The organism is Streptomyces sp. ISL-12 (assembly GCF_018614415.1).
Taxonomy (GTDB): Bacteria; Actinomycetota; Actinomycetes; order Streptomycetales; family Streptomycetaceae; genus Streptomyces.
The window spans coordinates 13,331-34,543 of the sequence record NZ_JAGGOO010000142.1; the positions used below are offsets into that span (position 1 = coordinate 13,331).

General features: G+C 71.1%; 18 protein-coding genes. 8 read left to right on the forward strand and 10 right to left on the reverse strand.

Translation table 11 applies throughout. The features are described from left to right. The first annotated feature begins 328 nt into the window (after nt 1–328). Together J7I94_RS32695 and J7I94_RS32700 are read left to right on the forward strand one after the other, a co-directional pair. Nucleotides 329–652: a hypothetical protein gene (locus J7I94_RS32695; protein ID WP_215173064.1), complete on the forward strand. Its 324-nt coding sequence runs from the start codon at nt 329–331 to the stop codon at nt 650–652. A gap of 117 nt (nt 653–769) precedes the next feature. Continuing rightward, on the forward strand, nt 770–2,773 hold the full coding sequence (locus J7I94_RS32700; RefSeq protein WP_215173066.1) for a tachylectin-related carbohydrate-binding protein: 2,004 nt from the start codon (nt 770–772) through the stop codon (nt 2,771–2,773). A 91-nt stretch (nt 2,774–2,864) separates the two neighbouring features. Here the strand turns inward: J7I94_RS32700 and J7I94_RS32705 are convergent, their stop codons facing one another. Further along, entirely contained in the window at nt 2,865–3,647 is a 783-nt protein-coding gene (locus tag J7I94_RS32705; RefSeq protein WP_308114798.1) for an HNH endonuclease family protein, read from the reverse strand. 136 nt (nt 3,648–3,783) lie between these two features. Here J7I94_RS32705 and J7I94_RS32710 point away from each other — a divergent pair, with 136 nt between their 5' ends. Continuing rightward, nucleotides 3,784–3,981 (forward strand): antitoxin, encoded by a 198-nt coding sequence (locus J7I94_RS32710; RefSeq protein ID WP_215173069.1) that lies wholly within the window; start codon nt 3,784–3,786, stop codon nt 3,979–3,981. 69 nt (nt 3,982–4,050) lie between these two features. Here the strand turns inward: J7I94_RS32710 and mfd are convergent, their stop codons facing one another. The 5 genes from mfd to J7I94_RS32735 form a co-directional block, all read right to left on the reverse strand. Further along, nucleotides 4,051–7,632: a transcription-repair coupling factor gene (gene mfd, locus J7I94_RS32715; protein WP_215173071.1), complete on the reverse strand. Its 3,582-nt coding sequence runs from the start codon at nt 7,630–7,632 to the stop codon at nt 4,051–4,053. A gap of 319 nt (nt 7,633–7,951) precedes the next feature. Next, the gene (locus tag J7I94_RS32720; protein WP_215173072.1) at nt 7,952–8,443 is read right to left on the reverse strand and encodes a hypothetical protein; all 492 of its coding nucleotides are present in this window, start codon (nt 8,441–8,443) and stop codon (nt 7,952–7,954) included. Nucleotides 8,444–8,458: 15 nt separating this feature from the next. After that, nucleotides 8,459–8,704 carry a hypothetical protein gene (locus J7I94_RS32725; protein ID WP_215173074.1) on the reverse strand — a complete coding sequence of 82 codons (246 nt, stop codon included), beginning with the start codon at nt 8,702–8,704 and terminating at the stop codon, nt 8,459–8,461. Between the two features lie 26 nt (nt 8,705–8,730). Beyond that, nucleotides 8,731–9,186, reverse strand: a complete 456-nt coding sequence (locus tag J7I94_RS32730) for a DNA-processing protein DprA (RefSeq protein ID WP_215173076.1) — start codon at nt 9,184–9,186, stop codon at nt 8,731–8,733. An 80-nt stretch (nt 9,187–9,266) separates the two neighbouring features. Beyond that, nucleotides 9,267–10,481, reverse strand: coding sequence for a helix-turn-helix transcriptional regulator (locus J7I94_RS32735; RefSeq protein ID WP_215173077.1), 1,215 nt, complete (start codon nt 10,479–10,481; stop codon nt 9,267–9,269). Nucleotides 10,482–10,668: 187 nt separating this feature from the next. Between J7I94_RS32735 and J7I94_RS32740 the strand changes: the two genes are divergently transcribed. Then, nucleotides 10,669–10,860, forward strand: coding sequence for a hypothetical protein (locus J7I94_RS32740; RefSeq protein ID WP_215173079.1), 192 nt, complete (start codon nt 10,669–10,671; stop codon nt 10,858–10,860). Beyond that, the gene (locus tag J7I94_RS32745) at nt 10,857–11,021 is read left to right on the forward strand and encodes a hypothetical protein (protein ID WP_215173082.1); all 165 of its coding nucleotides are present in this window, start codon (nt 10,857–10,859) and stop codon (nt 11,019–11,021) included. The genes J7I94_RS32740 and J7I94_RS32745 overlap by 4 nt, the downstream gene beginning before the upstream one ends. A gap of 241 nt (nt 11,022–11,262) precedes the next feature. Here the strand turns inward: J7I94_RS32745 and J7I94_RS32750 are convergent, their stop codons facing one another. Together J7I94_RS32750 and J7I94_RS32755 are read right to left on the reverse strand one after the other, a co-directional pair. Then, on the reverse strand, nt 11,263–13,833 hold the full coding sequence (locus tag J7I94_RS32750; RefSeq protein ID WP_215173084.1) for an ABC transporter permease: 2,571 nt from the start codon (nt 13,831–13,833) through the stop codon (nt 11,263–11,265). After that, nucleotides 13,830–14,618, reverse strand: coding sequence for an ABC transporter ATP-binding protein (locus J7I94_RS32755; RefSeq protein WP_215173087.1), 789 nt, complete (start codon nt 14,616–14,618; stop codon nt 13,830–13,832). The genes J7I94_RS32750 and J7I94_RS32755 overlap by 4 nt, the downstream gene beginning before the upstream one ends. A 506-nt stretch (nt 14,619–15,124) precedes the next feature. On the opposite strand from J7I94_RS32755, the gene J7I94_RS32760 reads away from it, so the two are divergent. The 3 genes from J7I94_RS32760 to J7I94_RS32770 all read left to right on the forward strand — a co-directional run bounded on the left by J7I94_RS32760 (nt 15,125) and on the right by J7I94_RS32770 (nt 19,008). Beyond that, complete coding sequence (locus tag J7I94_RS32760; RefSeq protein WP_374198467.1) at nt 15,125–16,768, forward strand: MFS transporter; 1,644 nt, start codon at nt 15,125–15,127, stop codon at nt 16,766–16,768. A 249-nt stretch (nt 16,769–17,017) separates the two neighbouring features. Then, nucleotides 17,018–17,401: a DUF485 domain-containing protein gene (locus tag J7I94_RS32765; RefSeq protein ID WP_215173089.1), complete on the forward strand. Its 384-nt coding sequence runs from the start codon at nt 17,018–17,020 to the stop codon at nt 17,399–17,401. Between the two features lie 26 nt (nt 17,402–17,427). Continuing rightward, nucleotides 17,428–19,008 carry a cation acetate symporter gene (locus J7I94_RS32770; protein WP_215173096.1) on the forward strand — a complete coding sequence of 527 codons (1,581 nt, stop codon included), beginning with the start codon at nt 17,428–17,430 and terminating at the stop codon, nt 19,006–19,008. A 100-nt stretch (nt 19,009–19,108) separates the two neighbouring features. Here the strand turns inward: J7I94_RS32770 and J7I94_RS32775 are convergent, their stop codons facing one another. Next, entirely contained in the window at nt 19,109–19,999 is an 891-nt protein-coding gene (locus J7I94_RS32775; RefSeq protein WP_215173091.1) for a cellulose-binding protein, read from the reverse strand. Nucleotides 20,000–20,115: 116 nt separating this feature from the next. Then, nucleotides 20,116–21,213: SUKH-4 family immunity protein (locus J7I94_RS32780; protein ID WP_251076094.1), on the reverse strand; the 1,098-nt coding region annotated here is incomplete at its 5' end.

A 21,213-nucleotide genomic window follows, 5' to 3' on the forward strand; every position in this document is an offset into this window, starting at 1 on the left:
CTCCCCCTCAGCACCACACGTGGGTCATGAATCGACTTATGGATCCTGAGAGTTGTATGAAGATTCTGTCCAGACGATCACCAACTGTCCATCTGCTTGTCATGTACACGCGTCAGTTGTTCATCTCCGCGCCACTGCATCGTTAACCCAAAGCTGCTTACCGTCCCCCTGCCAGGGGGTGCGCAATCATGTCGAACCGCTGCTTCCCTGCTCGGAATCACCGCACTGAGCTGGAAGGACGTCCATGAGATCCGCATCGGGCAGACGGTTCGGCCGTCGCGTGGTCACGTCGACCGCGCCGACAGCCGCCGCGCCTCCCGTCATCCACATGTCGACACAACGCCCGTACGCCACGGACGACGTCATGTGCGGCGCCCGCACCGGGCCGGCGGAGGCGATGACCCGGTCCGCCCGCGGCAGGGACACCCTCCGCGGCGCCGGTGGACGGACACGGGGTTCCGGCGTCCGGCGCACCCGGGAGCGACGGACCTCCGGGACCCCGGCCGGCCCCGCCGCCTCCCGCCCCACCACCGGCGACGGCGCCCCCGTCGCCGACGCCGGACCCCGCGCGGTCGCGGCTCGCGGCCGTGCTGCCCGCGGACCCGCGCCGGTCCGTGCGGAGCACGGCCTGTCCGCGCCGTCGGACAGGTAGCGCCGGGCCCACGAATGTCCCACTCGGGGGGAGCCGTCACCGCAGACGCGCCGCCCCCTCCTCCCGCCGTCCCGTGACCCGGGGCGACCAGATCACACGAAGTCCGGAAGGATGCCGATGAGACCCCTGTCACCCCTGTCCCGTGGACGGCTCAGCCGTCGGATGATCGCGATCACCACCGCGGCCGCCGCGCTGCCCATAGCCATGACCACCACCTCGGGCACCGCCCAGGCCGCGGACGAGATCACCTGCACGTCGACCGGCGCCCTCTACTCGGTCACCACCGAGGGAAGCCTGCTGCGGCGCAACGTCGCCGACCCGGCCGGCGCGACGGGCTCGCTCCCCGAGGCCGGCACCATCGACTCCGGCTGGGACCAGTACCCGCGCGTACTGACCGCCAACGGAGCGACCTTCTACGGCATCAAGTCGGACGGCCTGTACTTCAGCCACCGGGACGGGTCGACCGGCACCTGGGACATCCACCACCGCAAGATCAGCGACTCGTACGGCAGCTACCGCCTGGACGCCAACCGCAACAAGATCAGCGCGGACCGGGGCGGCAACCTCTGGTTCGTCGACGGCGACGGCGACCTGCGCTACGCCCGCTACACCAGCTCCACCAACACGTGGAGCGCGGACAGCAACAAGAAGATCGCCTCGGGCTGGGGCCGTTACAGCTTCATCGTCGCCACCGAGCTGGGCGTGGTCTACGGAGTCGACTCGGCCACCGGCGATCTGACGCGCTCACGCTACGACTTCACCAGCCAGCGGTGGATCGAGCAGCACCGCACGGTCAGCTGGGCGGACTGGCGCGACACCGAGGACCTCACCTCCTTCGGCGGCGACACCATCCTCCGCGTCAAGCCCAACGGAGAGGTACGCCAGTACCGCTACCGGGAGGACGCGGGCAACTTCGACCCCTACAACGTGCTCCTCGGCAGCGGCACCTGGTGGTCCGGCTACACCAGCGTGACCGGCGCGCCCGACGCCTGCCGCCTGACCGCGAACCACACGCCGGCGAAGCCCTCGATCAGCGTCGAGTCCGCCACCCCGACCAGCGTGCTCCAGGCGTCCAGCGGGGAGGTCGAGTACGCCTACACCGACAACATCGGGCGTCTGGTCCACGGCCGGCAGACCGACCCGTCGGACTTCAACTCCGTGCAGTGGACGACGGTCTCGGGCAACGAGGCGTTCTCGGGACAGCCGACGCTCACCGAACAGCCGGACGGCCGGACGGCGCTGACCGCGCAGAACGTCAGCAGCGACATCTGGTGGCGGCGGCACGCCGCGAGCAGCCCGGACTGGGGCGACTGGATCAACCTCGCCGGCGCGATGGCGGAGCACCCGACGACCGGGAAGACGGCGGACGGAGTGCTCGCGCAGTTCGCCGTGGACGCCGACGGCAAGCCCTGGTACCGCGTCCAGCAGCGGGCCAACGTGGACTTCATGGGCTGGATGCCGCTGAGCGGCGAGGGCTTCTCCGGTCCGCTCACCGCTGTCACCGTCCGCAACGGCATCCAGCTCTTCGGCACCGACGCGAACGGCACGCTCCGGACCGCGACGTTCAGCAACGGCGCCGTCGGCACCTGGACCACCCTGGGCGACCGGACCATCACCGGCACCCCGTCCGTCATCGTCTACCCCGGCTACCGCCTCGGGGTCTTCGCCCGCGACGCCGACGGCCACATCGTCCACCTCACCCAGTCCGCCGAGGGCGCCGCCTTCCCCGCCGCCTTCAGCCAGGTCGGCGACAAGACCTTCGCCGGCTCCCCGTCCGTCGTCATCAGCCCCCTCACCGGCATCACCGAGATCATGGCCCGCGCCGACGACGGCTTCCTCTACAACACCGGCGAGCAGACCCAGGGCTCCGGCACCTGGCGCACCTGGAACCAGGAGACCTTCGAAGCGGCGGCCACCGACCCCACCGCCTTCACCTACACCAACACCTCCGGCCCCACCTGGGCCTTCTCCTACCGCACCAGCAGCAACCAGACCCGCGTCTACCGGGCCTCCAGCGCCGTCACCGCCTTCCGCAGCGACAGCAGCGGCAGCGGCGACAGCAAGGCCGAGCCCGCCCCCGTCTTCGAGCAGAACGAGCTGCCCGCACCTCCCGCCCCGTAACCACGCCCGACATCACGACCGACGTCACGACCGGGACCGGCGCCGCCAGCGGGCCGGTCCCGGTCTGTCGTCCGGAGGGTGCCGCGCGGGTTCAGGCCCCGCACTGCTTGAGCAGCGCGTCCCGGTCCGACGTGGTCACCGCCAGCTCGTACTCGACGGCGACCTGGGCGAACCGGACGGCGTACGCGCACCGGATCTTCTTGTTCGGCGGCAGCCAGGACGCCGGCCCGGAGTCGCCCTTGGACGAGTTGGCGGGGCCGTCGACCGGCATGAGGTTGAGGGGGTCGTTGGCCAGTTGCCGCCGCTTCTTCTCCGCCCAGCGCGAGGAGCCCATCTGCCAGCTGTAGGAGAGCGGGACGACGTGGTCGATCTGCACCTCGGCGGCGTCCTGCTTGCGCCACTCGATGGTCTTGGCGGTGTACGGGTCGTCCAGCGTCATGGAGACGACCACGCAGTCGGAGCCGGACTTGAACTCCAGCTCCTGGCCGTCGCGCTGGAGGATGTCGTTGCGGGTGTCGCAGCCGTTGCGGGCCAGCGGGACGCCGTCGGCGGTGTCCATCCAGGCGTAGCCGAACTCGTCCCGGTCGTAGCCGGTCTTCGGGCCGCGGCCCTTGGTGTCCAGTTGCTCGATGAGTTCCCGGGCGGAGGCCCGGCCGGCGTCGCCGGTGACCGCCGCGAGGCCGGGCTTGGTCCCGTCCGGGTTGCTCAGCGGGCTCACGGCGTGCCCGGCGGCGGGTTCCGCTTCCGCTCCGCTGCCGCCACTCCCCGAGGACGCGGTCCCGCCGTCCTCCAGACTGTCGCACCCGGTGACCAGGGCCAGAGCCAGTGCCGCGCACGCGGCCCATCCGGTTCGCATCCTGCTGTGCCGCGTCACACGCGCCTCCCCTTGCTGTTCCTCGCCGTACCACCGTAGCGATCGAGAGGTCCAGACCATATAGGGCCTTAATGGGCGTACGAGGCATATGGGGCGTACGGTCGGAAAAGAGTCTCGTCTCGGAAGGAGTTCCTGCATGGGCTTCCTCGACAAGGTCAAGAGCATGGCCGGCAAGGACAAGGACAGGTCACGGAAGATGTCCGACGCCGCCGAGAAGCAGGTCAACAAGCGGACCGGCGGCAAGTACGGGAAGCAGGTCGACGCCGCCCAGCGGCAGGCCGAGAGCCGGCTCGGCATGGGCAGGCGGGGCGGCGGCAAGCCGGACCAGCACTGACCCACAGGGGCGTGAGGCCGTCCGCGGTGCCACCGGGCACCACGGACGGCCTCACGCCCCACCGGGCCGCTACGACCCCAGCACAGAGGTGAGGAACTCCCCGACCCAGCCCAGCAGCTCCCGCCCGACCAGCGGTTTCCCGCCGACCTTCGCGGTCTTCGGACGCGGTACGAGCACCTGGTGGGCGGTGGCCTTGATGACCGTTCCCGGGTACAGGCGCTTGAGCCGCAGCTCCTGCGACTCCCGCAGCTCGACCGGCGCGAACCGGATGTTGTTGCCCTGGAGCACGATCTCGCCGACGGCGCACGCCCGCGCGAGCATCCGCAGCCCCGCCACCAGCAGCAGGTTCTCCACGGGCTCGGGGAGTTTGCCGTACCGGTCGACCAGTTCCTCCCGTACGGCCCTTATGTCCTCCTCGTTGTTGGCGGAGGCGATGGAGCGGTATGCCGCCAGGCGCAGCCCCTCGCCGGGGGCGTAGTCGTGCGGGACGTGCGCGTCGACCGGCAGCTCGATCTTGACCTCCAGCGGCGGCTCCTCCTCCAGGCCGCCTTCCAGCGCGGCCCGGTAATCGGCCACCGCCTCGCCGACCATCCGCACGTACAGGTCGAAGCCGACGCCGGCGATGTGCCCGGACTGCTCGCCGCCGAGCAGGTTGCCCGCGCCGCGGATCTCCAGGTCCTTCATGGCCACGTACATGCCCGCGCCCATCTCGGTGTGCTGGGCGATGGTGGCGAGCCGCTCGTGTGCGGTCTCCGTCAGGGGCTTCTCCGGCGGGTAGAGGAAGTACGCGTACCCGCGCTCCCGGCCGCGGCCCACCCGGCCGCGCAGCTGGTGGAGCTGGCTGAGCCCGAAGTTGTCGCCGCGCTCGACGATGAGCGTGTTGGCGTTGGAGATGTCGATGCCGGACTCGACGATCGTGGTCGACACGAGCACGTCGAACCGCTTCTCCCAGAAGTCGACCACGACCTGTTCCAGGGCCTGCTCGGACATCTGGCCGTGGGCGGTGGCGATCCGCGCCTCGGGCACGATCTCGCGCAGCCGCGCCGCCGCCCGGTCGATGGACTCGACCCGGTTGTGGATGTAGAAGACCTGGCCCTCGCGCAGCAGTTCACGGCGGATGGCGGCGCCGATCTGCTTCTGCTCGTAGGGACCGACGAAGGTCAGCACCGGGTGCCGTTCCTCCGGCGGGGTGGTGATCGTCGACATCTCGCGGATGCCGGTGACCGCCATCTCCAGGGTGCGGGGGATGGGGGTGGCGGACATCGTCAGCACGTCCACGTTGGCCCGCAGCTTCTTCAGCTGCTCCTTGTGCTCGACGCCGAAGCGCTGCTCCTCGTCGACGATGACCAGCCCGAGGTCCTTGAACTTGGTCTCGGAGGAGAAGAGCCGGTGGGTGCCGATGACGACGTCCACCGAACCCTCCCGCAGCCCCTCCAGGGTCGCCTTCGCCTCGGTGTCGGTCTGGAACCGCGACAGCGCCCGCACCTTCACCGGGAACTGCGCGTACCGCTCGCTGAACGTCCCGAAGTGCTGCTGCACCAGCAGGGTGGTGGGGACCAGCACGGCGACCTGCTTGCCGTCCTGCACGGCCTTGAAGGCGGCGCGCACCGCGATCTCCGTCTTGCCGTACCCCACATCACCGCAGATCAGACGGTCCATCGGGACCGTCTTCTCCATGTCCTCCTTGACCTCGGCGATGGTGGTGAGCTGGTCGGGGGTCTCCGCGTAGGGGAAGGCGTCCTCCAGCTCCCGCTGCCACGGCGTGTCGGCCCCGAAGGCGTGCCCCGGCGCCGCCATCCGAGCGCTGTAGAGCTTGATGAGATCGGCGGCGATCTCCTTGACCGCCTTCTTCGCCCGCGCCTTGGTCTTGGTCCAGTCGGCGCCGCCGAGCCGGTGCAGCGTGGGCGCCTCGCCACCGACGTACTTGGTGATCTGCTCCAGCTGGTCGGTGGGGATGTAGAGGCGGTCGCCGGGCTGGCCGCGCTTGGCGGGCGCGTACTCCACCACCAGGTACTCCCTGGTCGCTCCCTGCACGGTGCGCTGCACCATCTCGATGTACCGGCCCACGCCGTGCTGCTCGTGGACGATGTAGTCGCCCGCCTCCAGGGTGAGCGGGTCGATGGTCTTGCGGCGCCGGGCCGGCATCCGCGCGCCCTCGCGCCCGGCGGCCTTCTGCCCGGAGAGATCGGTCTCGGTGAGCACGGCGAGCTTGAGCCCCGGCTCCACGAACCCGTGGTCGATCGACCCGCAGGCCACGTGCACGACGGACGGACTCAGCTCACCGAGCCCGGCCGACTTGGCACCGGGTACGTCGAGGCGGGCCGCGATCCCCTCGCCGCCCAGCACCTCCACCGTACGGGCGGCGGTGCCGTGCCCCTCGGTCACGTACGCCACCCGCCAGCCGTCGGCGAGCCAGCCCTTGGTGTCGGCGAGCGCCTTGGCGGTGTCACCGCGGTAGGTCTCGGGGGCGTGCATGCCGAGCTTGAGGGTGCCGCCCGCCGCGTCAGCGGCCGATGTCTCCGTGAGTTCCTCGTCGGCGGCGAACGGCGACACCGACCACCACATCATCCCCAGCTCACGGGCCCGCTCCCGGACGTCCGCGAGGGACCACAGGGAGGCCGCGCCGACGTCGATCGGCGCCTCGCCGCCCCCGGCGGTGGCCGCCCAGGACGCCTGGAGGAACTCCTGGCTGGTCGCCACCAGGTCGGCGGCCCGCGTCCGCACCCGTTCGGGGTCGCACACGACGGTCATGGCGCCGCCGGGCCCCTGCGGCAGTACGTCGAGCAGCAGCTCCATGTCGTCGACGAGCACCGGCGCGAGGGACTCCATGCCCTCGACGGCGATCCCCTCGGCGATCTTCCCGAGCAGCTCCCCCAGCTCCGGGTGCTCCTCGGCGAGGGCGGCGGCCCGCTCCCGCACCTCGTCCGTGAGCAGCAGCTCCCGGCAGGGCGGCGCCCACAGTCCGTGTTCGGCGACCTCCAGGGAGCGCTGGTCGGCGACCTTGAAGTAGCGGATCTCCTCGACGTCGTCGCCCCAGAACTCGATCCGCAGGGGGTGTTCCTCGGTCGGCGGGAACACGTCGAGGATCCCGCCGCGCACGGCGAACTCGCCCCGCTTCTCCACCAGCTCCACCCGGGCGTACGCGGCGGCGGCGAGGGCCTGCACGACCTCTTCGAGGTCAGCGCTCTGCCCGCTCCTCAGCGCCACCGGCTCCAGGTCCCCCAGCCCCTTGACCTGCGGCTGGAGCACAGACCGTACCGGCGCCACGACGACGGAGACGGGCCCGGTCTCGGGGTCGTCGGCGCGGGGGTGGACCAACCGCCGCAGCACCGCCAGCCGCCGCCCCACGGTGTCGCTGCGCGGGCTGAGCCGCTCGTGCGGCAGCGTCTCCCAGGACGGGTACTCGACCACGCCCTCGGGCGGCAGCAGCGAGCGCAGGGCCGCGACCAGGTCCTCCGCCTCCCGCCCGGTCGCCGTGACGGCGAGGACCGGCCTGCCCGTCTCACGGGCCAGCGCGGCCACCGAGAAGGGCCGGGCGGCGGGCGGGCCGACCAGATCGACATGCATGCGGTTGCCGTCGCCGGCCGCCGCGATCGCTTCCGCGAGGGCGGTGTCCTTGACGACGGCGTCGAGCAGACCGTGCAGGCTCATGAAAAGCTTTCCGTCCGGAACTGCGGATCCCGAGGTGGATCCTGTGGTGGACAACACGAAGGGCCCGACACGCGGTGCGGGCCGGGGGTGTCCAGGGTACGTCGCCTCGGGGACGTTCACCCGTTGGAACGATCCGCTACGCCGGGTGGCCCAGACCGGCGCAAACAGCCCGGACTCCCTTCGACGGAGTCCGGGCTGCACGACTGAGGTGGCCATCTGGTGCTGATGCGGCCCGAGACCGACGCTCGGAGCCGCTGACGACGACACCTACTGTCCGGCCGGCGCAGATGAAGGCCGGGGAACCCGTCAACGGGAGCGCTCAGCCTCGGCGGGTGGCGCCGTCCGGCCACACCACGTCCACGGGGACACCCGCGGCCCGCGCTTCCAGGACGGTGTCGGCCGTCCCGCCGCCCTTGCCAGTGGGCGGTTCGCCGTTCCATACGGCGACCAGTCGGTCGGCGCGTTCTATGAGCACGGCGTTGGCGGCCTCGTACGCCTGCCGGTCGGCTGTGCCGTTCGGGAGGACGAGGACTTCCTCCGCGGCTTCGACGAGGTGGTCGAAGAGTACGGCGTGGTCGGGTTTGACCTTGTTCTGGCGGTAGTCCTGGGAGGGGATGACGACGATGAGACGTCCGCCGGCGGCGAGGACGGCCTCGGCGAAGAGGGAATCGGCGCCCTTGGCGATGCAGGAGACACCGACGAGGTCGCCGTCGTCGACGTACTGCTTGAGCAGGTCGTCCAAGGCGGAACGGACCAGAGACACGCTGTCCTCTGCCAAGTCCATGTGCCCGGTCACCGCGATGGTCGTCACGGTCGCGTACTCCTTTCAGGTCGACAGCAGGTCGCGGATCCTGTCGCGGGCCTCCCGCACGGGTGCCGCGCTGTTGCGCGGTGGGTCTCTTCGACCGCGCCATTCAGGTCGCCGAGCAAAAAAGTGGCACTGGGCCGGGCCCATGCGGTCCAGTGCGTGGCTGCGGTCGGCCTCGGGTGCGGCGACGCCCGGCAGCGAGGGCTGACCCAGTTCAGCGGCGCCCGAGATCAACGCGACGGCCTCTGCGGCCTTGTCCGTCATGCCCTCATGGTGCGGCAGACAGCTGCCTACACAGGCACGATCAGACAGGGTTTCCCCGCATCATGCGCGTAGGTCAACGTCTGCCACGTTCCTGACCGCCTCTGCCCGGCTCGGGGGAAGCCGATCGTCATCGTGCTGTGGTCGACCATCCACTGATTCCGCGCGTGGTACGAGGCCGCGTTCAGCTCTGAGGCTCTCAGTTGTACGACCTCTGTGACGCGGTCACGTACACGGGCGATGGCCTGCCGCGCCTCCTCCGGCTGCTGGTCGACGGTCCCCGGAACGACCACAGTCAGGCCGGCCTCCGTAGCACGGGCCAGCCAGAGGAGAGCGAGGGAATCAATGCCCTTGGCGCCGCCGACGTAGCAATGGGCACCCTCCACGAAGGGCCCGAGGTACTCGCCGAACAGTGCGGCGTACTCGGTCAGGCTGCGATGCCCGACGCTGCGCGTGCCGGAAACGGTGATCGAACGTTTTGACACAGCGACTCCGTCCCCCACGATTTCGCACAGTCGGGCAGCGGTTCCGGACCAACGACGCCTGTCGTCACTCCTCCGGGAGGTCAGGCACCGACAGCACGCAAGCCCTCGTATGCCTCACGCAGATCGGACGCTTCCGGAAGCTGCTTCGCCTCGACGGCGTGGACCACTTCCAAAGCCCTCCAGTGATTGGACGGCACGACACGCCCGCTCAGTATCGCCTTCTGCGCCGCGTCGCACGCCTCGTCGAGGCGGTTGCCCGCGAGGAGGACCAACCCCAGGTCGAGGTTGGCGGAAGCTACTCGCCGTGGCCATGTACTGATGTCGTTGCCGGGGCTCAGTCGTCTGATGACCTCGCGCGCGTACGGCTCTGCCGCCGCGTCCCCCAGCCACGCCAGCGTGGTCGCCGTGTACGCGAGGCACTTGGCCGGGTCGTATTGATAGTGGTGCTCTTTCGGACGCTCCGGGTTCGGCAGGGCGGCTGCCATCTTCTGTACCCGGTCGACAGCCGTGTAGGTCTCTTTGGCCTCCCCCAGCCGCGCGCGTGCCCGGCCTTCTTGAGCGGTGGCCTGAATCAAGGCGGAGGAGCCCTTCGGGGCAACGCTCTGAGCGGCCAGGGACAGCTCCGCCGCGCGCGCATAGTCACCGTCCGTGAGAACACGCCATGCTTCGGTCTCGAAGCACCAGGCCTCGATCTCGGACTGGTCCGCCTGTCGCGCCAGAGTGATCGCGGCTTGCAGTCCAGCCGTCGCCGCATGCTCCTGTTCGAGGTCGATGTGGAGGGTGGCACCGAGCAGGGACAGCCAGCCTCCGACGACCAGCAGTCGCCGATGCTCCGAAAGCGTCTTACGTGCGTCGAACAGACGCACCACGTACGCGGAGTGCTTACGCACCCTTTCCAGCAGCTCGGCCGGAGGAGTCACCGGATAGGCCATCGCCAAGTCATCGAAGGCGCGTTCCAGACGGCAAAGCGTCTCCGAGCCGACATCACTTGCCTGTACGCGTCGCGCCAGTTCCCAGGCGGCCGATTCGTCATCGTCGGCGGGCTCACCATGGTGGAGCCAGTCAGTAGTGACAGCGGTGGGCAGAACATCTCCCGCCAGCAATTCGTCCAGTTCTCTGGACGTCAACCGCAAGAGCTTCGCCATCTTCGGGCGTTGGTGCGGCTGGGGATCCACTTCTCCCCGTTCCCACCGCTGGACCGTGGTGCGGTCTACACGCAGGGCTTCCGCGAACTCTTCCTGTGTGTATCCGCTGGCCTTTCGGTGCCGCGCCAGACGTTGCCGTTTCACTGCCATGCCCGCACTCCGTCCGGGATGCCGTCCGCCCTGGTCAGCGTAGCGCGTACCGCCTTTCTGCCGCCGGGATGCCGCATTTCTGCCGTGGTGGGGTCTGAGCCCGGTCCAGCAACCTGACTCGCACGAAGACCCCCGCGACCGCGTGAACGGTCCGGGGGCGTGGCCGACGCTTCGAAGGAGCGACGACATGACAGACCTTATCCACGCGGCTCGGCGGTGGCTGAGGAGCGCCCTGCTCCTGCCGTCCGCCCAGGGCGGGCCGGAGAGTGCGGCTGATGCCCCGGTCCGGGAGGTGCCGATGCCGGTGCCCTACGGCCCGGCTTGGGTCCTGCCGCCCGCCGACCGGTCATCGCTGCACGCCGCGGGAGTCGGCCGGTGAGCGCTCCTGAAACCGACTGGCAGCGCACCTACCGCCAGTGGTTCGAGCACGCCCGTGGGTGTGAGGTGTGCGGGCGGGTCGCCACCGTCGCCGAGGGGTGTGACACGGGGCGGGAGTTGTGGGGCGCGTACCGGCTCGCGCGGGTCGGTGGGGGCGCGTAGTGGCCATGACCATCGAGGTCTACCGGATCGACCCGCGGACCGGCGCGCGGACCCAGGTGCGGGAGAAGCGGACGGTCACCCCGGACTCGGTTCCGGAACTCTTCGGCCGGTTTCCGCCCTGTGCCTGTCCGCGCTGTCGCTGACGCACGCGGCGCCGGGGAGTCCCCGTGACTCCCCGGCGCCGTCCCCCGTGTCCCCCGTGTCCCCCGTCCACGGTGGTTCTTCGGTGGTTGCCCGGTGGCTACTCCGTCGCGATCGCGTTCAGGACGTTCATGCGGCCCGCGCGGAACGCCGGGATCAGTGCGGCGAACAGGCCCACGAAGGCGGAGGCGATGAAGACGCCGGTGATGGTCGGCCAGGGGATGTCCAGGACGTTCAGGCCCTCCAGGGCGAGGAGTTGCTGGGCGGTGGTGCCCCAGCCCATGCCGAGGCCGAGGCCGAGCAGGGCGCCGAAGAGGGCGATGACCACGGACTCCAGGCGGATCATGCGGCGCAGCTGGCGGCGGGAGAGGCCGATGGCGCGCAGCAGGCCGATCTCGCGGGTGCGTTCGACGACCGAGAGGGCCAGGGTGTTCACCACGCCGAGGACCGCGACGATGATCGCCAGAGCGAGGAGGCCGTAGACCATGTTCAGGAGCTGGCCTATCTGGTCCTTCAGTTCCTGCTTGTAGTCGGTCTGGTCGCGGACCTGGTACTGCGGGTAGGGGTCGAGGGACTTCTTCAGCGCCGCGTACGCCTGGTCCGTCCGGCCATCCGCCGCCTTGGCGAACATGATCGTGTTCGGGGGGATCGCGGAGGCCGGGAGGTACTTCCGCATCGTGTCGATGCTGATGTACCGGGCGCCCTGGTCGATCGCCGTGTCGTCGTCCGTGATGGCGGCGACCTTGAGCTTGGCCGTCCTGCCGCCCTCAAAGGCGACGGAGATCGTGTCGCCGATGCCGACTCCGTGCTTCTTCGCGTAGTCCGAGCCGACCGACATCGCGTCCGCGCCGTACGCGTCCGACAGGTCGCCGGCCGTGGTCGGGCGGCGCAGGTCCTCGGCGTAGGTGGCGTCGGCGGCCGTGAGACCGCTGTCGTCCTTCTTGCCGTCGGGCGAGGTCAGCGTGGCGTCGAGGACCTTGTAACGGGTGACGTGATCGAGGCCCGGCGTGTCCAGCATCGCCTGCTCGGCCTGCGGGACGATCCGCTGGTTGCCCTGGACGATGAAGTCCGCGCCGACCGACTTGTCCAGCTCGCTGGTGGCCGAGGCGACCATCGATGAGCCGACCACCGACAGGCAGGCCACCAGGGCCAGGCCGATCATCAGGGCCGCGCCGGTCGCGCCGGTGCGGCGCGGGTTGCGCAGGGCGTTGCGCTCGGCCATGCGGCCCACCGGTCCGAAGGCCCGCAGCAGCACCGTACTGATCACGCGGACGACCACACCGGCCAGCAGCGGGCCGATGACGACGAAACCGATCAGCGACAGGACCACGCCCGCGCCGAGCATCAGCGCGCCGTCGCTCGCCTTGTCCGCCGTACCGGCCAGGTACAGCGCCGCGCCGCCCGCGCCCGTGAGGACGAGGCCGATCACTGCGCGCAGCACGCCCGCCCTGCCGTCGGCCGGAGTTCCGGCGTCGCGCAGCGCGGCCATCGGAGAGACCTTGCCGGCGCGGCGGGCCGGCAGATAGGCGGCGAGGACGGTGACCACGACACCGAGGACCAGGCCGACGACCGGAGTGGCCGCCTTCACGGTCAGGTCATCGGTGGACAGGTTCATGCCCGCCGCCGACATCAGCTGCATCAGACCGACCGCGATGCCGACCCCCGCCGCGACACCGAGGACCGACCCGACGACACCGAGGAACAGCGCCTCGATCAGCACCGAACGGTTGACCTGGCGGCGGGAGGAGCCGATGGCCCGCAGCAGGCCGATCTCGCGGGTGCGCTGGGCGACCAGCATCGAGAAGGTGTTGATGATCAGGAAGATGCCGACCAGGAACGCGATCCCGGCGAAGCCGAGCATGGCGTACTTGATGACGTCCATGAACTCGCCGACGTCCGAACGGGCCTCGTCGGACGCCTCCTTCGCCGTCTGGATCTTGTAGCCGGCGCCGCCGTCCAGGGCCCGGGAGACGTCCCGCTTGAGGGTCTCGTCGGAGACACCGGCCGCCGCCGTCACGTTGAGCTGACTGAACCGGTCGGCGCCGCCGAGCAGTTGGCGCTGGGCGGTGGCGGTGTCGAAGTAGACCACCGCGGCGCCGGGGTTGGTGACGGTGAAGGAGGCGATACCGACGATCCGCGCCTTGAAGTCACCGGTCTGCGCGATGGTGCGCAGCTCGTCGCCGATCTTCAGGTCGTGCTTGTCGGCGGTGTCGGAGTCGACCATCGTCTCGGTGGGGCCGCGCGGCGCGTGCCCCTCGGTGATCTCCATCGACCGCAGGTCGTTCCTGGTCCAGTTTCCGGCGATGGTCGGGGCGCCGCTGGTGGCTCCCACATTGTCGTTGGCGTCGTCGACGACCGTCACGTTCATCGAGACGACCGCGCCCTCGACCGCCCGCACGCCTTCCACCGAGCGGACCTTCTCCAGCTCGGACGCCGCCAGTGAGAGCGGCACCCCGCTCTGGGGCGTGTCCTCGGCCTCGGCGTCCTTCGGGGCGACCGTCACGTCCGAGGAGGTGACCGCGAAGAGCTTGTCGAACGTCGTGTTCATCGTGTCGGTGAACACCAGCGTGCCGCAGACGAACGCCACCGACAGCAGCACCGCCACCGCCGACAGCGCCATCCGGCCCTTGTGCGCGAAGAAATTGCGCATCGAGGTCTTCAGCACGGTCATGACGTACGCCCCCGGGCGTCGAAGTCCTTCATCCGGTCCAGGACGGCGTCGGCGGTGGGGTTGCGCATCTCGTCGACGATGCGGCCGTCCGCCAGGTACAGCACCCGGTCCGCGTAGCTCGCGGCCACCGGGTCGTGGGTGACCATCACGATGGTCTGGCCCAGCTCGTCCACCGACTTGCGCAGGAAGCCCAGTACCTCCGCGCCCGCGCGGGAGTCCAGGTTGCCGGTCGGCTCGTCACCGAAGATGATCTCCGGCCGGGCGGCGAGCGCCCGCGCCACCGCCACCCGCTGCTGCTGACCGCCGGAGAGCTGGGTCGGCCGGTGCTTGAGCCGCCCGGCCAGCCCCACGGTGTCCACGACCTGGCCGAGCCACGCCTTGTCGGGCTTGCGGCCGGCTATGTCCATCGGCAGCGTGATGTTCTCCAGCGCGTTCAGCGTCGGCAGCAGGTTGAACGCCTGGAAGATGAAACCGATCCGGTCCCGGCGCAGCTGCGTGAGCTTCTTGTCCTTCAGGCCGGTGATCTCGGTCTCGTCCAGGTGGATCTGCCCGGACGTCACCGTGTCGAGCCCGGCGAGGCAGTGCATCAGCGTCGACTTGCCGGAACCCGACGGCCCCATGATCGCGGTGAACTCCCCCCGCGCGATGTCCACGTCGACCTGGTCCAGGGCGACGACGCGGGTCTCCCCCGACCCGTACGCCTTCACGACCTGCCGCGCCCGCGCGGCGACGGCCGTACGTCCTCCAGTACTCCCGTGCCTGGGAATGGTCACGGCCGATGTCATGGCAAGTCTCCTATGTCGGTCATCAAGTGAGCCGCCGGTACCCCGGCGTACGTAACGTGTGAGAAGGCCGGGCGGCCGACGTGACCGCCCCGCGAAGAAGTCTGGCCGCCCGCGGTACCCGCCCGCGATGGTGTTCAGCGCAGTCTTCTCCTGAGGAAAACCCCACCCCCGCAGGTCCGGTTCACCGCCCCCCAGCGGCGTAAGGCAAGGTTAAGGACGGGGCCGAGCCCCTCTCGTCCTCCGTCGGTACGAACCCTCCCCGGGCCGTAGTACGGAGGTACCCCTAGGGGCAGTCCACCGAACGGTGGAGAACGTCTCAGGGTCGGTCTCCACCCTCGGGCCCACCCGGCCTGCACCCGACCTGCCCCAGCCTGCACCCGACCTGCCCCAGCCTGCACCCGGCCTGCCCCAGCCTGCACCCGGCCTGCACCAGCCTGCCCCCGGCCGCGCGCTCCTGGCCTCCCGGCCCGCGCTCTCCCGCCGCGTCCACATCAAGTGCGAAGCTGATGTCCCCAGTTGAGGAGGTCCGCACAGTGGACGGCGCGGTGGACGGCACGGTAGGCGGTTCGGCGGACGGCACCAAGGACGCGGTACTGGACACCGCTCGGGCCGGCGGCGGCGGACAGCGGGGCGCGGTCGTCGCCGCGCTCATGCTGGCGATGGCGCTGGCGGCCCTGGACGCCACCATCGTCTCCACCGCCGTCCCGCAGATCGTCGGCGACCTCGGCGGCTTCTCCGTCTTCTCCTGGCTCTTCTCCGGCTACCTGCTGGCCGTCACCGTCACCCTCCCCGTGTACGGCAAGCTCTCCGACACCTTCGGCCGCAAACCCGTCCTGGTCGCGGGCGCCGCCCTGTTCCTGCTGGGCTCACTGCTGTGCGCGCTCGCCTGGAACATGGCGGCCCTGATCGCCTTCCGCGTCGTGCAGGGCCTGGGCGGCGGCGCGCTCCAGGGCACCGTGCAGACCCTCGCCGCCGACCTGTACCCACTCAAGGACCGCCCGAAGATACAAGCGCGCCTGTCCACGGTGTGGGCGGTCTCCGCGGTCGCCGGGCCCGGCCTGGGCGGGGTCCTGGCCGCGTACGCCGACTGGCGGTGGATCTTCCTCGTCAACCTGCCGGTCGGCGCGGTCGCCCTGTGGCTCATCGTCCGCCACCTGCACGAGCCCGAGCGGAAGAACGACGGCACACGCGCGCGTGTCGACTGGGCGGGCGCGCTCACGGTGTTCGCGTGCGGCGGCGTCCTGCTCACCGCGCTGGTGCAGGGCGGAGTGGCCTGGCCGTGGCTGTCCGCGCCGTCGCTCGCCCTGTTCGGAACGGGACTGGTCCTGCTGGCGGCCGTCGTCGTGATCGAACGCCGGGCGGCCGACCCGATCATGCCCGGCTGGGTGTGGCGGCGCCGTACGATCGCCGCCGTCAACCTGGCGCTCGGCGCGCTCGGCCTGCTGATGGTGGCGCCCACGGTGTTCCTGCCGACGTACGCGCAGTCGGTGCTGGGACTGGCGCCGGTGGCCGCCGGGTTCGTGCTGTCGGTGTGGACGCTGAGCTGGCCGGTGTCGGCGGCGCTCAGCCAGCACGTGTACCGCAGGATCGGCTTCCGCAACACCGCCCTGCTCGGCATCGGCACCGCCTCGCTCATCCTGTTCGCGTTCCCGTTCCTGCCGTATCCCGGCGCGGCCTGGCAGCCGACGCTGCTGATGCTGCTGCTCGGCGCCGCGCTCGGCCTGTTCCAACTCCCGCTGATCGTGGGCGTGCAGTCGACGGTCGGCTGGTCGGAGCGGGGCACCGCGACCGCGTCGATCCTGTTCTGCCGCCAGACCGGGCAGACCGTCGGCGCGGCCGTCTTCGGCGCGATCGCCAACGGGGTGCTGGCCGCGCGGCTCGGCGGCACGAGCGACCTCGACTCGGTGACGCGGGCGCTGGACGGGGGCACGGGAACGGGAGCTGGTACGGGTACGGACGCCGGTACGGGTACGGGTACGGGTGCGGGTACGGGTACAGGCGCGGGCGCGGGCGTGGCGGACGAGGCCGTACGGCACGCCATCGCCGACGCCGTGCACGCCGTCTACCTCGGCGCGGCCGGGGCGGCGGCCCTGGCGTTCCTGGTGCTGCTGACGCTGGCTCCGCGGAAGTTCCCGGTCCTGAAGGACTGACGGGACCGACCGGACCGACCGGACTGACGGGACCGACCGGCCGGGCCCGGCGGAGGCAGAGGCAGAGGCACAGGCACAGGCACAGGCACAGGCGGAAGCAGAGACGCAACCCAGGGTTTTCCACATACCGACCGCTCAGTTTGGGGAAAACCCCACACGTCCCGGAACCGGCCGGTAACGTGCGAGCACCGCACCCCCCTCTCCCTGCGGTCCGTCCACAACGGACCCGAGCCTCGCAAGGAGCACGGGATGTCCCATGACCCGTACACGTCACCATCCGCGCCCACCCGCTCCCCCGCACCCGCACCCGCACCCGCACCCGCACCGGAGGACTCGGCGACACTCCGCCTGCCCCAGGTCCGCGCGCGCGGCGACGTACGCGCGCTGCGCGGCGCCTACCGCGGACTGCGGCGCGTCGCCACGTTCGCCGCGCTCGGTTACTTCCTGGCGTTCCTGTGCCTGGCCGCGTTCGCCCCGACCGCGCTGACCGGTGACGTCACCGCCGGCCTGCCGCTCGGCATGCTCCTCGCACTGCTCCAACTGCCCGTCATCTGGCTGGCGATCGTCCTGTACGAGCGGACCGCGCGGCGCCGCGTCGACCCGCTCGTGGACCGTATGGAGGCGAGACGGTGACCGGCTTCAGCGACAGCGCCCAGGCGATGTCCCTGGTCGGCTTCTCCGCCGTCGCCGCCGTCACGCTGCTGCTGTGCGTGATGACCGGCCCCGACCGCGACGACCTGGACGAGTTCTACACCGGCTACGGCTCGCTGTCCGCGATGCGCAACGGAATGGCGATCGCCGGCGACTACATCTCCGCCGCGACCGTCCTCGGCACCGGCGGCGTGATCGCCCTGTTCGGCTTCGACGGGGTCGTCCTGGCCCTGAGCACCGCGCTCTCCCTGCTCCTGCTGATGGTCCTGATGGCCGAACCCCTGCGCAACGCCGGCCGGTTCACCATGGGGGACGTACTGGCCCGCCGGATGGCCGGCCGGAGCGTGCGCGTCACCGCCTGCGCGGTCACCCTCGCCGCGCTGGTGCCGATGATGCTGGTGCAACTGGCCGGGACCGGGCAGCTGATGGCGTTCCTGCTCGGCTTCAGCAGCGAGTCGTACCAGACCGGCTGCGTCATCGGCGTGGGCGCGCTGATGATCAGTTACGCGGCGATCGGCGGCATGAAGGGCACCGCCCTCATCCAGATACTGAAGATCGTCATGCTGCTCGGCTCGGGCGCCGTGGTCACGCTGCTGCTCCTGCACCGGTTCGACTGGAACCCGGGCGCCCTGTTCGACGCCGCCGCCCGCAACAGCGGCGCGGGACAGGCGTTCCTGCACCCCGGCCTGGAGTACGCCGCCGGACCGCGGCCCGGCCTGGACATGCTCTCCTCCCAGCTCGCCGTGGTCCTCGGCGGCGCCTGCCTGCCACACGTCACCATGCGCATGTACACCGCCTCCAGCGCCCGCCAGGTACGCCGGTCGATGTCCTGGGCGGTCTCCCTGACAGCCCTGTTCGTGGTGGTCGTCACCGTGGTCGGGTTCGGGGCGACGGCGCTGGTCGGGCGGGAGACGGTCGCCGAGACCGACGCGGCCGGCAACTCGGCCTACCTGCTGGGCTCCCGGGCCGCCTTCGGCACCGACGTGACCCTGGTGGAGACCGCCTTGTTCACCACCGTCGGCACCGCCATGTTCCTCACCCTGCTCGCCTCGGTCGCCGGCATGATCCTGGCCTGCGCCAACTCCCTCGCCCACGACGTCTTCGCCACCCGGGCCCGCCCGCTCACGCCCCGCCGGGAGATGACGCTGGCCCGGCTGTCCGCCGTCGCCGTCGGCATCCCCACCATCGCCCTGGCCGTCCTGGTGCAGCACCGCAGCCTCCAGCCGCTGGCCACCCTCTCCTTCTGCCTGGGCGCCTCGGCCCTGTGCCCCGCCCTGGTCTACAGCCTCTTCTGGCGCCGCTACACCCGCGCCGGCCTGCTGTGGACCCTCATCGGCGGCAGCGCCGTCGTGCTCGCCCTCACCCCGGGCACCAGCCTGGTCTCCGGCACCCCCGTCGCCGCCTTCCCCGACGCCGACTTCAACTGGTTCCCGTTCACCACCACCGGCCTGGTCTCCATACCCGCCGGCTTCGCCTTCGGCTGGCTGGGCACGGTGCTCTCCGGCCGGAAACAGGCGGAGGAACAACGAGTACGGTACGAAGCGCTGGAGGCCGGCCTCTACGCGGGCACGGCGCGCGGCGGTTCCTGAGTCAGTCCGCGGCGGTTCCTGAAACACTCCGCGGCGGTTCCTGAGGCACTCGCGGTGGTTCCTGAGGCACTCGCGGTGGTTCCTGAGACACCTCCGCCGGTCACCGCGTGGCCCGCGCCGTCAGCGCGCTCAGGCGGCGGCGGACCCGGTCCGTCTGCGCCTGGACGTCGTCCCACCGCTCCCCGTGCTCGCGCAGCACCCGCTCGGTCTCCCGGGCGACCCGGGCCTCGTACGCCCGGGCCCCGGCGAGCACCTCGGCCGCCCGGGCCCGTGCCTCCTCCGGCAGCCGCCGCGCCGTCTCCTCGGCGTCGGCCAGGTCCCGTCCGGCGTCCGCCAGCAGCCGTTCGGCGCGCGCCAGCAGCTCCGCGTGGTGCGCGTCCACCGCCGCGGCGCGCTCGGCGTCCTCCCGCTCGGCCGCCGCCCACCGCGCCTCGTGCTCCCCGGCCTGCTCGGCGAGGATCCCGGCGCAACGCCGCCGTGCCTCGCGCAGGACGCCCAGTGCCTCGCCGCGCCCCGCCTTCACCTCGCGCCGGGCCCCGATCCGCACCTCGTCGGCCTCGGCCCGCGCCGCGAGCAGCCGCTGCCCGGCCCACGCGTCGGCCTCGGCGCGTACGGCGTCGGCGTGCGCCCGCACGGACTCCGTCACTCCCGCCGCGTACGCCCGCGCCTCCTCCACCAGGCGTTCGCCGTCCGCCCGCGCCCGCTCACGCAGGGCGTCCGCCTCCTCGCGCGCACGCCGGAACAAAGCGTGGGCGCCCCCGCCGAGCGCCTCGTAGGTCTGCGGAGCCAGTCCGGCCACCGTCTCGCGCAGCCCGGCCAGCTCCTCCTCCATCTTCCGGGCCAGCACGGTGAGCCGGGCGGCCCGCTCCCAAGCGGCGTCACGCTCCTGGAAGAGGGCCGCGGCACACACGTCGACCTGCTCGGGCCGGTAGCCGCGTCCTCGTACGGTCCCGAAACCGTGGGCCGGCACCGATGCGCTCGCGCTGCTCATGCGGGAACCCCTGTTCGCCCGACAACACCTACCAAACGGACGAAAAGGACTTTAGGGATTAGACGTAAGTATTCATAATGCGACACTCCGTGGAGGCATCACAGCAGTCACAGCAGTCACAGCAACCCGTCCCACATCTCCTCCAGCAGCACCGACCACCAGCTCTCCGGCGAACCGAGCGCCACCGCGTCCAACGCGGCCAACTGCGCCTGGAAATCGACGGTCCAGCGACCCGCCTGCTCCTGGTTCAACCCGTACCTCAGCCGCCACATCCGCCCCAGCAGCGCCAGACAGCGCGCGAACTCCGGCAGCCCCGTGTTCACGAACTGCGGCGGCACCGGCGCACCACCCGGCCCGGCCTCCACCGGCACCGCCACGATGTTCGCCGTCCCGTACTGCACGCAGATCGCCTTGCCGAAGTCACTGCCCACGACCAGGTACGACCCGGCGTCCGAGGCCGGCTGGACCCCCCGCTCCGCCGCCAGCTCCGCCAGCGTCGGCACCGGACGGCCCGGCTGCGCCTGCGCCCAGAAGAACGGTCCCATGTCCACCGGCAGCCCGGCCACCACCAGCGTGTGCGCCACGACCGGCGGCACCCCCTGCCGGTCCACCGCCGCCTGCTCGAACCGGAACACCCCCGGCCCGAACGCCGCCGCCATCTCCTGCCCGATGCCCTCCGGCGGCAACGGCGGGGCCGGCTGCACCGCCGGCAACGGCGCGCGCACCGGCGCCGGACGCGCCGGACCGTCCGCGACCTGGTGCAACTCGCCCTGGTGACTCAGCAATTGGGCCATACCCTGCTGCCGGCTCGCGTGATCCGTGCCGTACGGCGCGATCGACGTGATCCGCGCCTGCGGCCACTGCTCCCGGATCATCCGCGCACAGTAGGCGCCCGGCAGCTCACAGGACTCCAGCTCCGTGTGCAGCTCCAGCACCTGGTCCGGCGGCACGTTCATGGCCCGCAGCTCGTGGTAGATCTGCCACTCCGGGTGCGGGGTGCCCGGCGCGGACCGTCGGATCAGCTGCTGCTCGGAACCGTCCTGCGCCCGGTAGCGCAGCACCGCCTGGTAACCGGGACCGACGGTCGGCTGCCCGGCGGGCCGCGGCGGATACCCGTACGCCGGCGGCGGCACGGGGGCTTGGGGCACCGGCGGGGGCGAGGTCTGCGGCTGAGGCTGGGGCTGGGGCTGCGGCTGGGGCTGGGGCTGCGGCTG

Excerpts from the sequence above, each read along its gene's own strand:
- J7I94_RS32755 (WP_215173087.1), bottom strand. The coding sequence starts at position 14,618 with ATGACATCGGCCGTGACCATTCCCAGGCACGGGAGTACTGGAGGACGT.
- J7I94_RS32725 (WP_215173074.1), bottom strand. The coding sequence starts at position 8,704 with ATGACGGACAAGGCCGCAGAGGCCGTCGCGTTGATCTCGGGCGCCGCT.
- mfd (WP_215173071.1), bottom strand. The coding sequence starts at position 7,632 with ATGAGCCTGCACGGTCTGCTCGACGCCGTCGTCAAGGACACCGCCCTC.
- J7I94_RS32695 (WP_215173064.1), top strand. The coding sequence starts at position 329 with ATGTCGACACAACGCCCGTACGCCACGGACGACGTCATGTGCGGCGCC.
- J7I94_RS32710 (WP_215173069.1), top strand. The coding sequence starts at position 3,784 with ATGGGCTTCCTCGACAAGGTCAAGAGCATGGCCGGCAAGGACAAGGAC.
- J7I94_RS32760 (WP_374198467.1), top strand. The coding sequence starts at position 15,125 with ATGTCCCCAGTTGAGGAGGTCCGCACAGTGGACGGCGCGGTGGACGGC.
- J7I94_RS32765 (WP_215173089.1), top strand. The coding sequence starts at position 17,018 with ATGTCCCATGACCCGTACACGTCACCATCCGCGCCCACCCGCTCCCCC.
- J7I94_RS32750 (WP_215173084.1), bottom strand. The coding sequence starts at position 13,833 with ATGACCGTGCTGAAGACCTCGATGCGCAATTTCTTCGCGCACAAGGGC.
- J7I94_RS32700 (WP_215173066.1), top strand. The coding sequence starts at position 770 with ATGAGACCCCTGTCACCCCTGTCCCGTGGACGGCTCAGCCGTCGGATG.
- J7I94_RS32735 (WP_215173077.1), bottom strand. The coding sequence starts at position 10,481 with ATGGCAGTGAAACGGCAACGTCTGGCGCGGCACCGAAAGGCCAGCGGA.
- J7I94_RS32770 (WP_215173096.1), top strand. The coding sequence starts at position 17,428 with ATGTCCCTGGTCGGCTTCTCCGCCGTCGCCGCCGTCACGCTGCTGCTG.
- J7I94_RS32775 (WP_215173091.1), bottom strand. The coding sequence starts at position 19,999 with ATGAGCAGCGCGAGCGCATCGGTGCCGGCCCACGGTTTCGGGACCGTA.
- J7I94_RS32740 (WP_215173079.1), top strand. The coding sequence starts at position 10,669 with ATGACAGACCTTATCCACGCGGCTCGGCGGTGGCTGAGGAGCGCCCTG.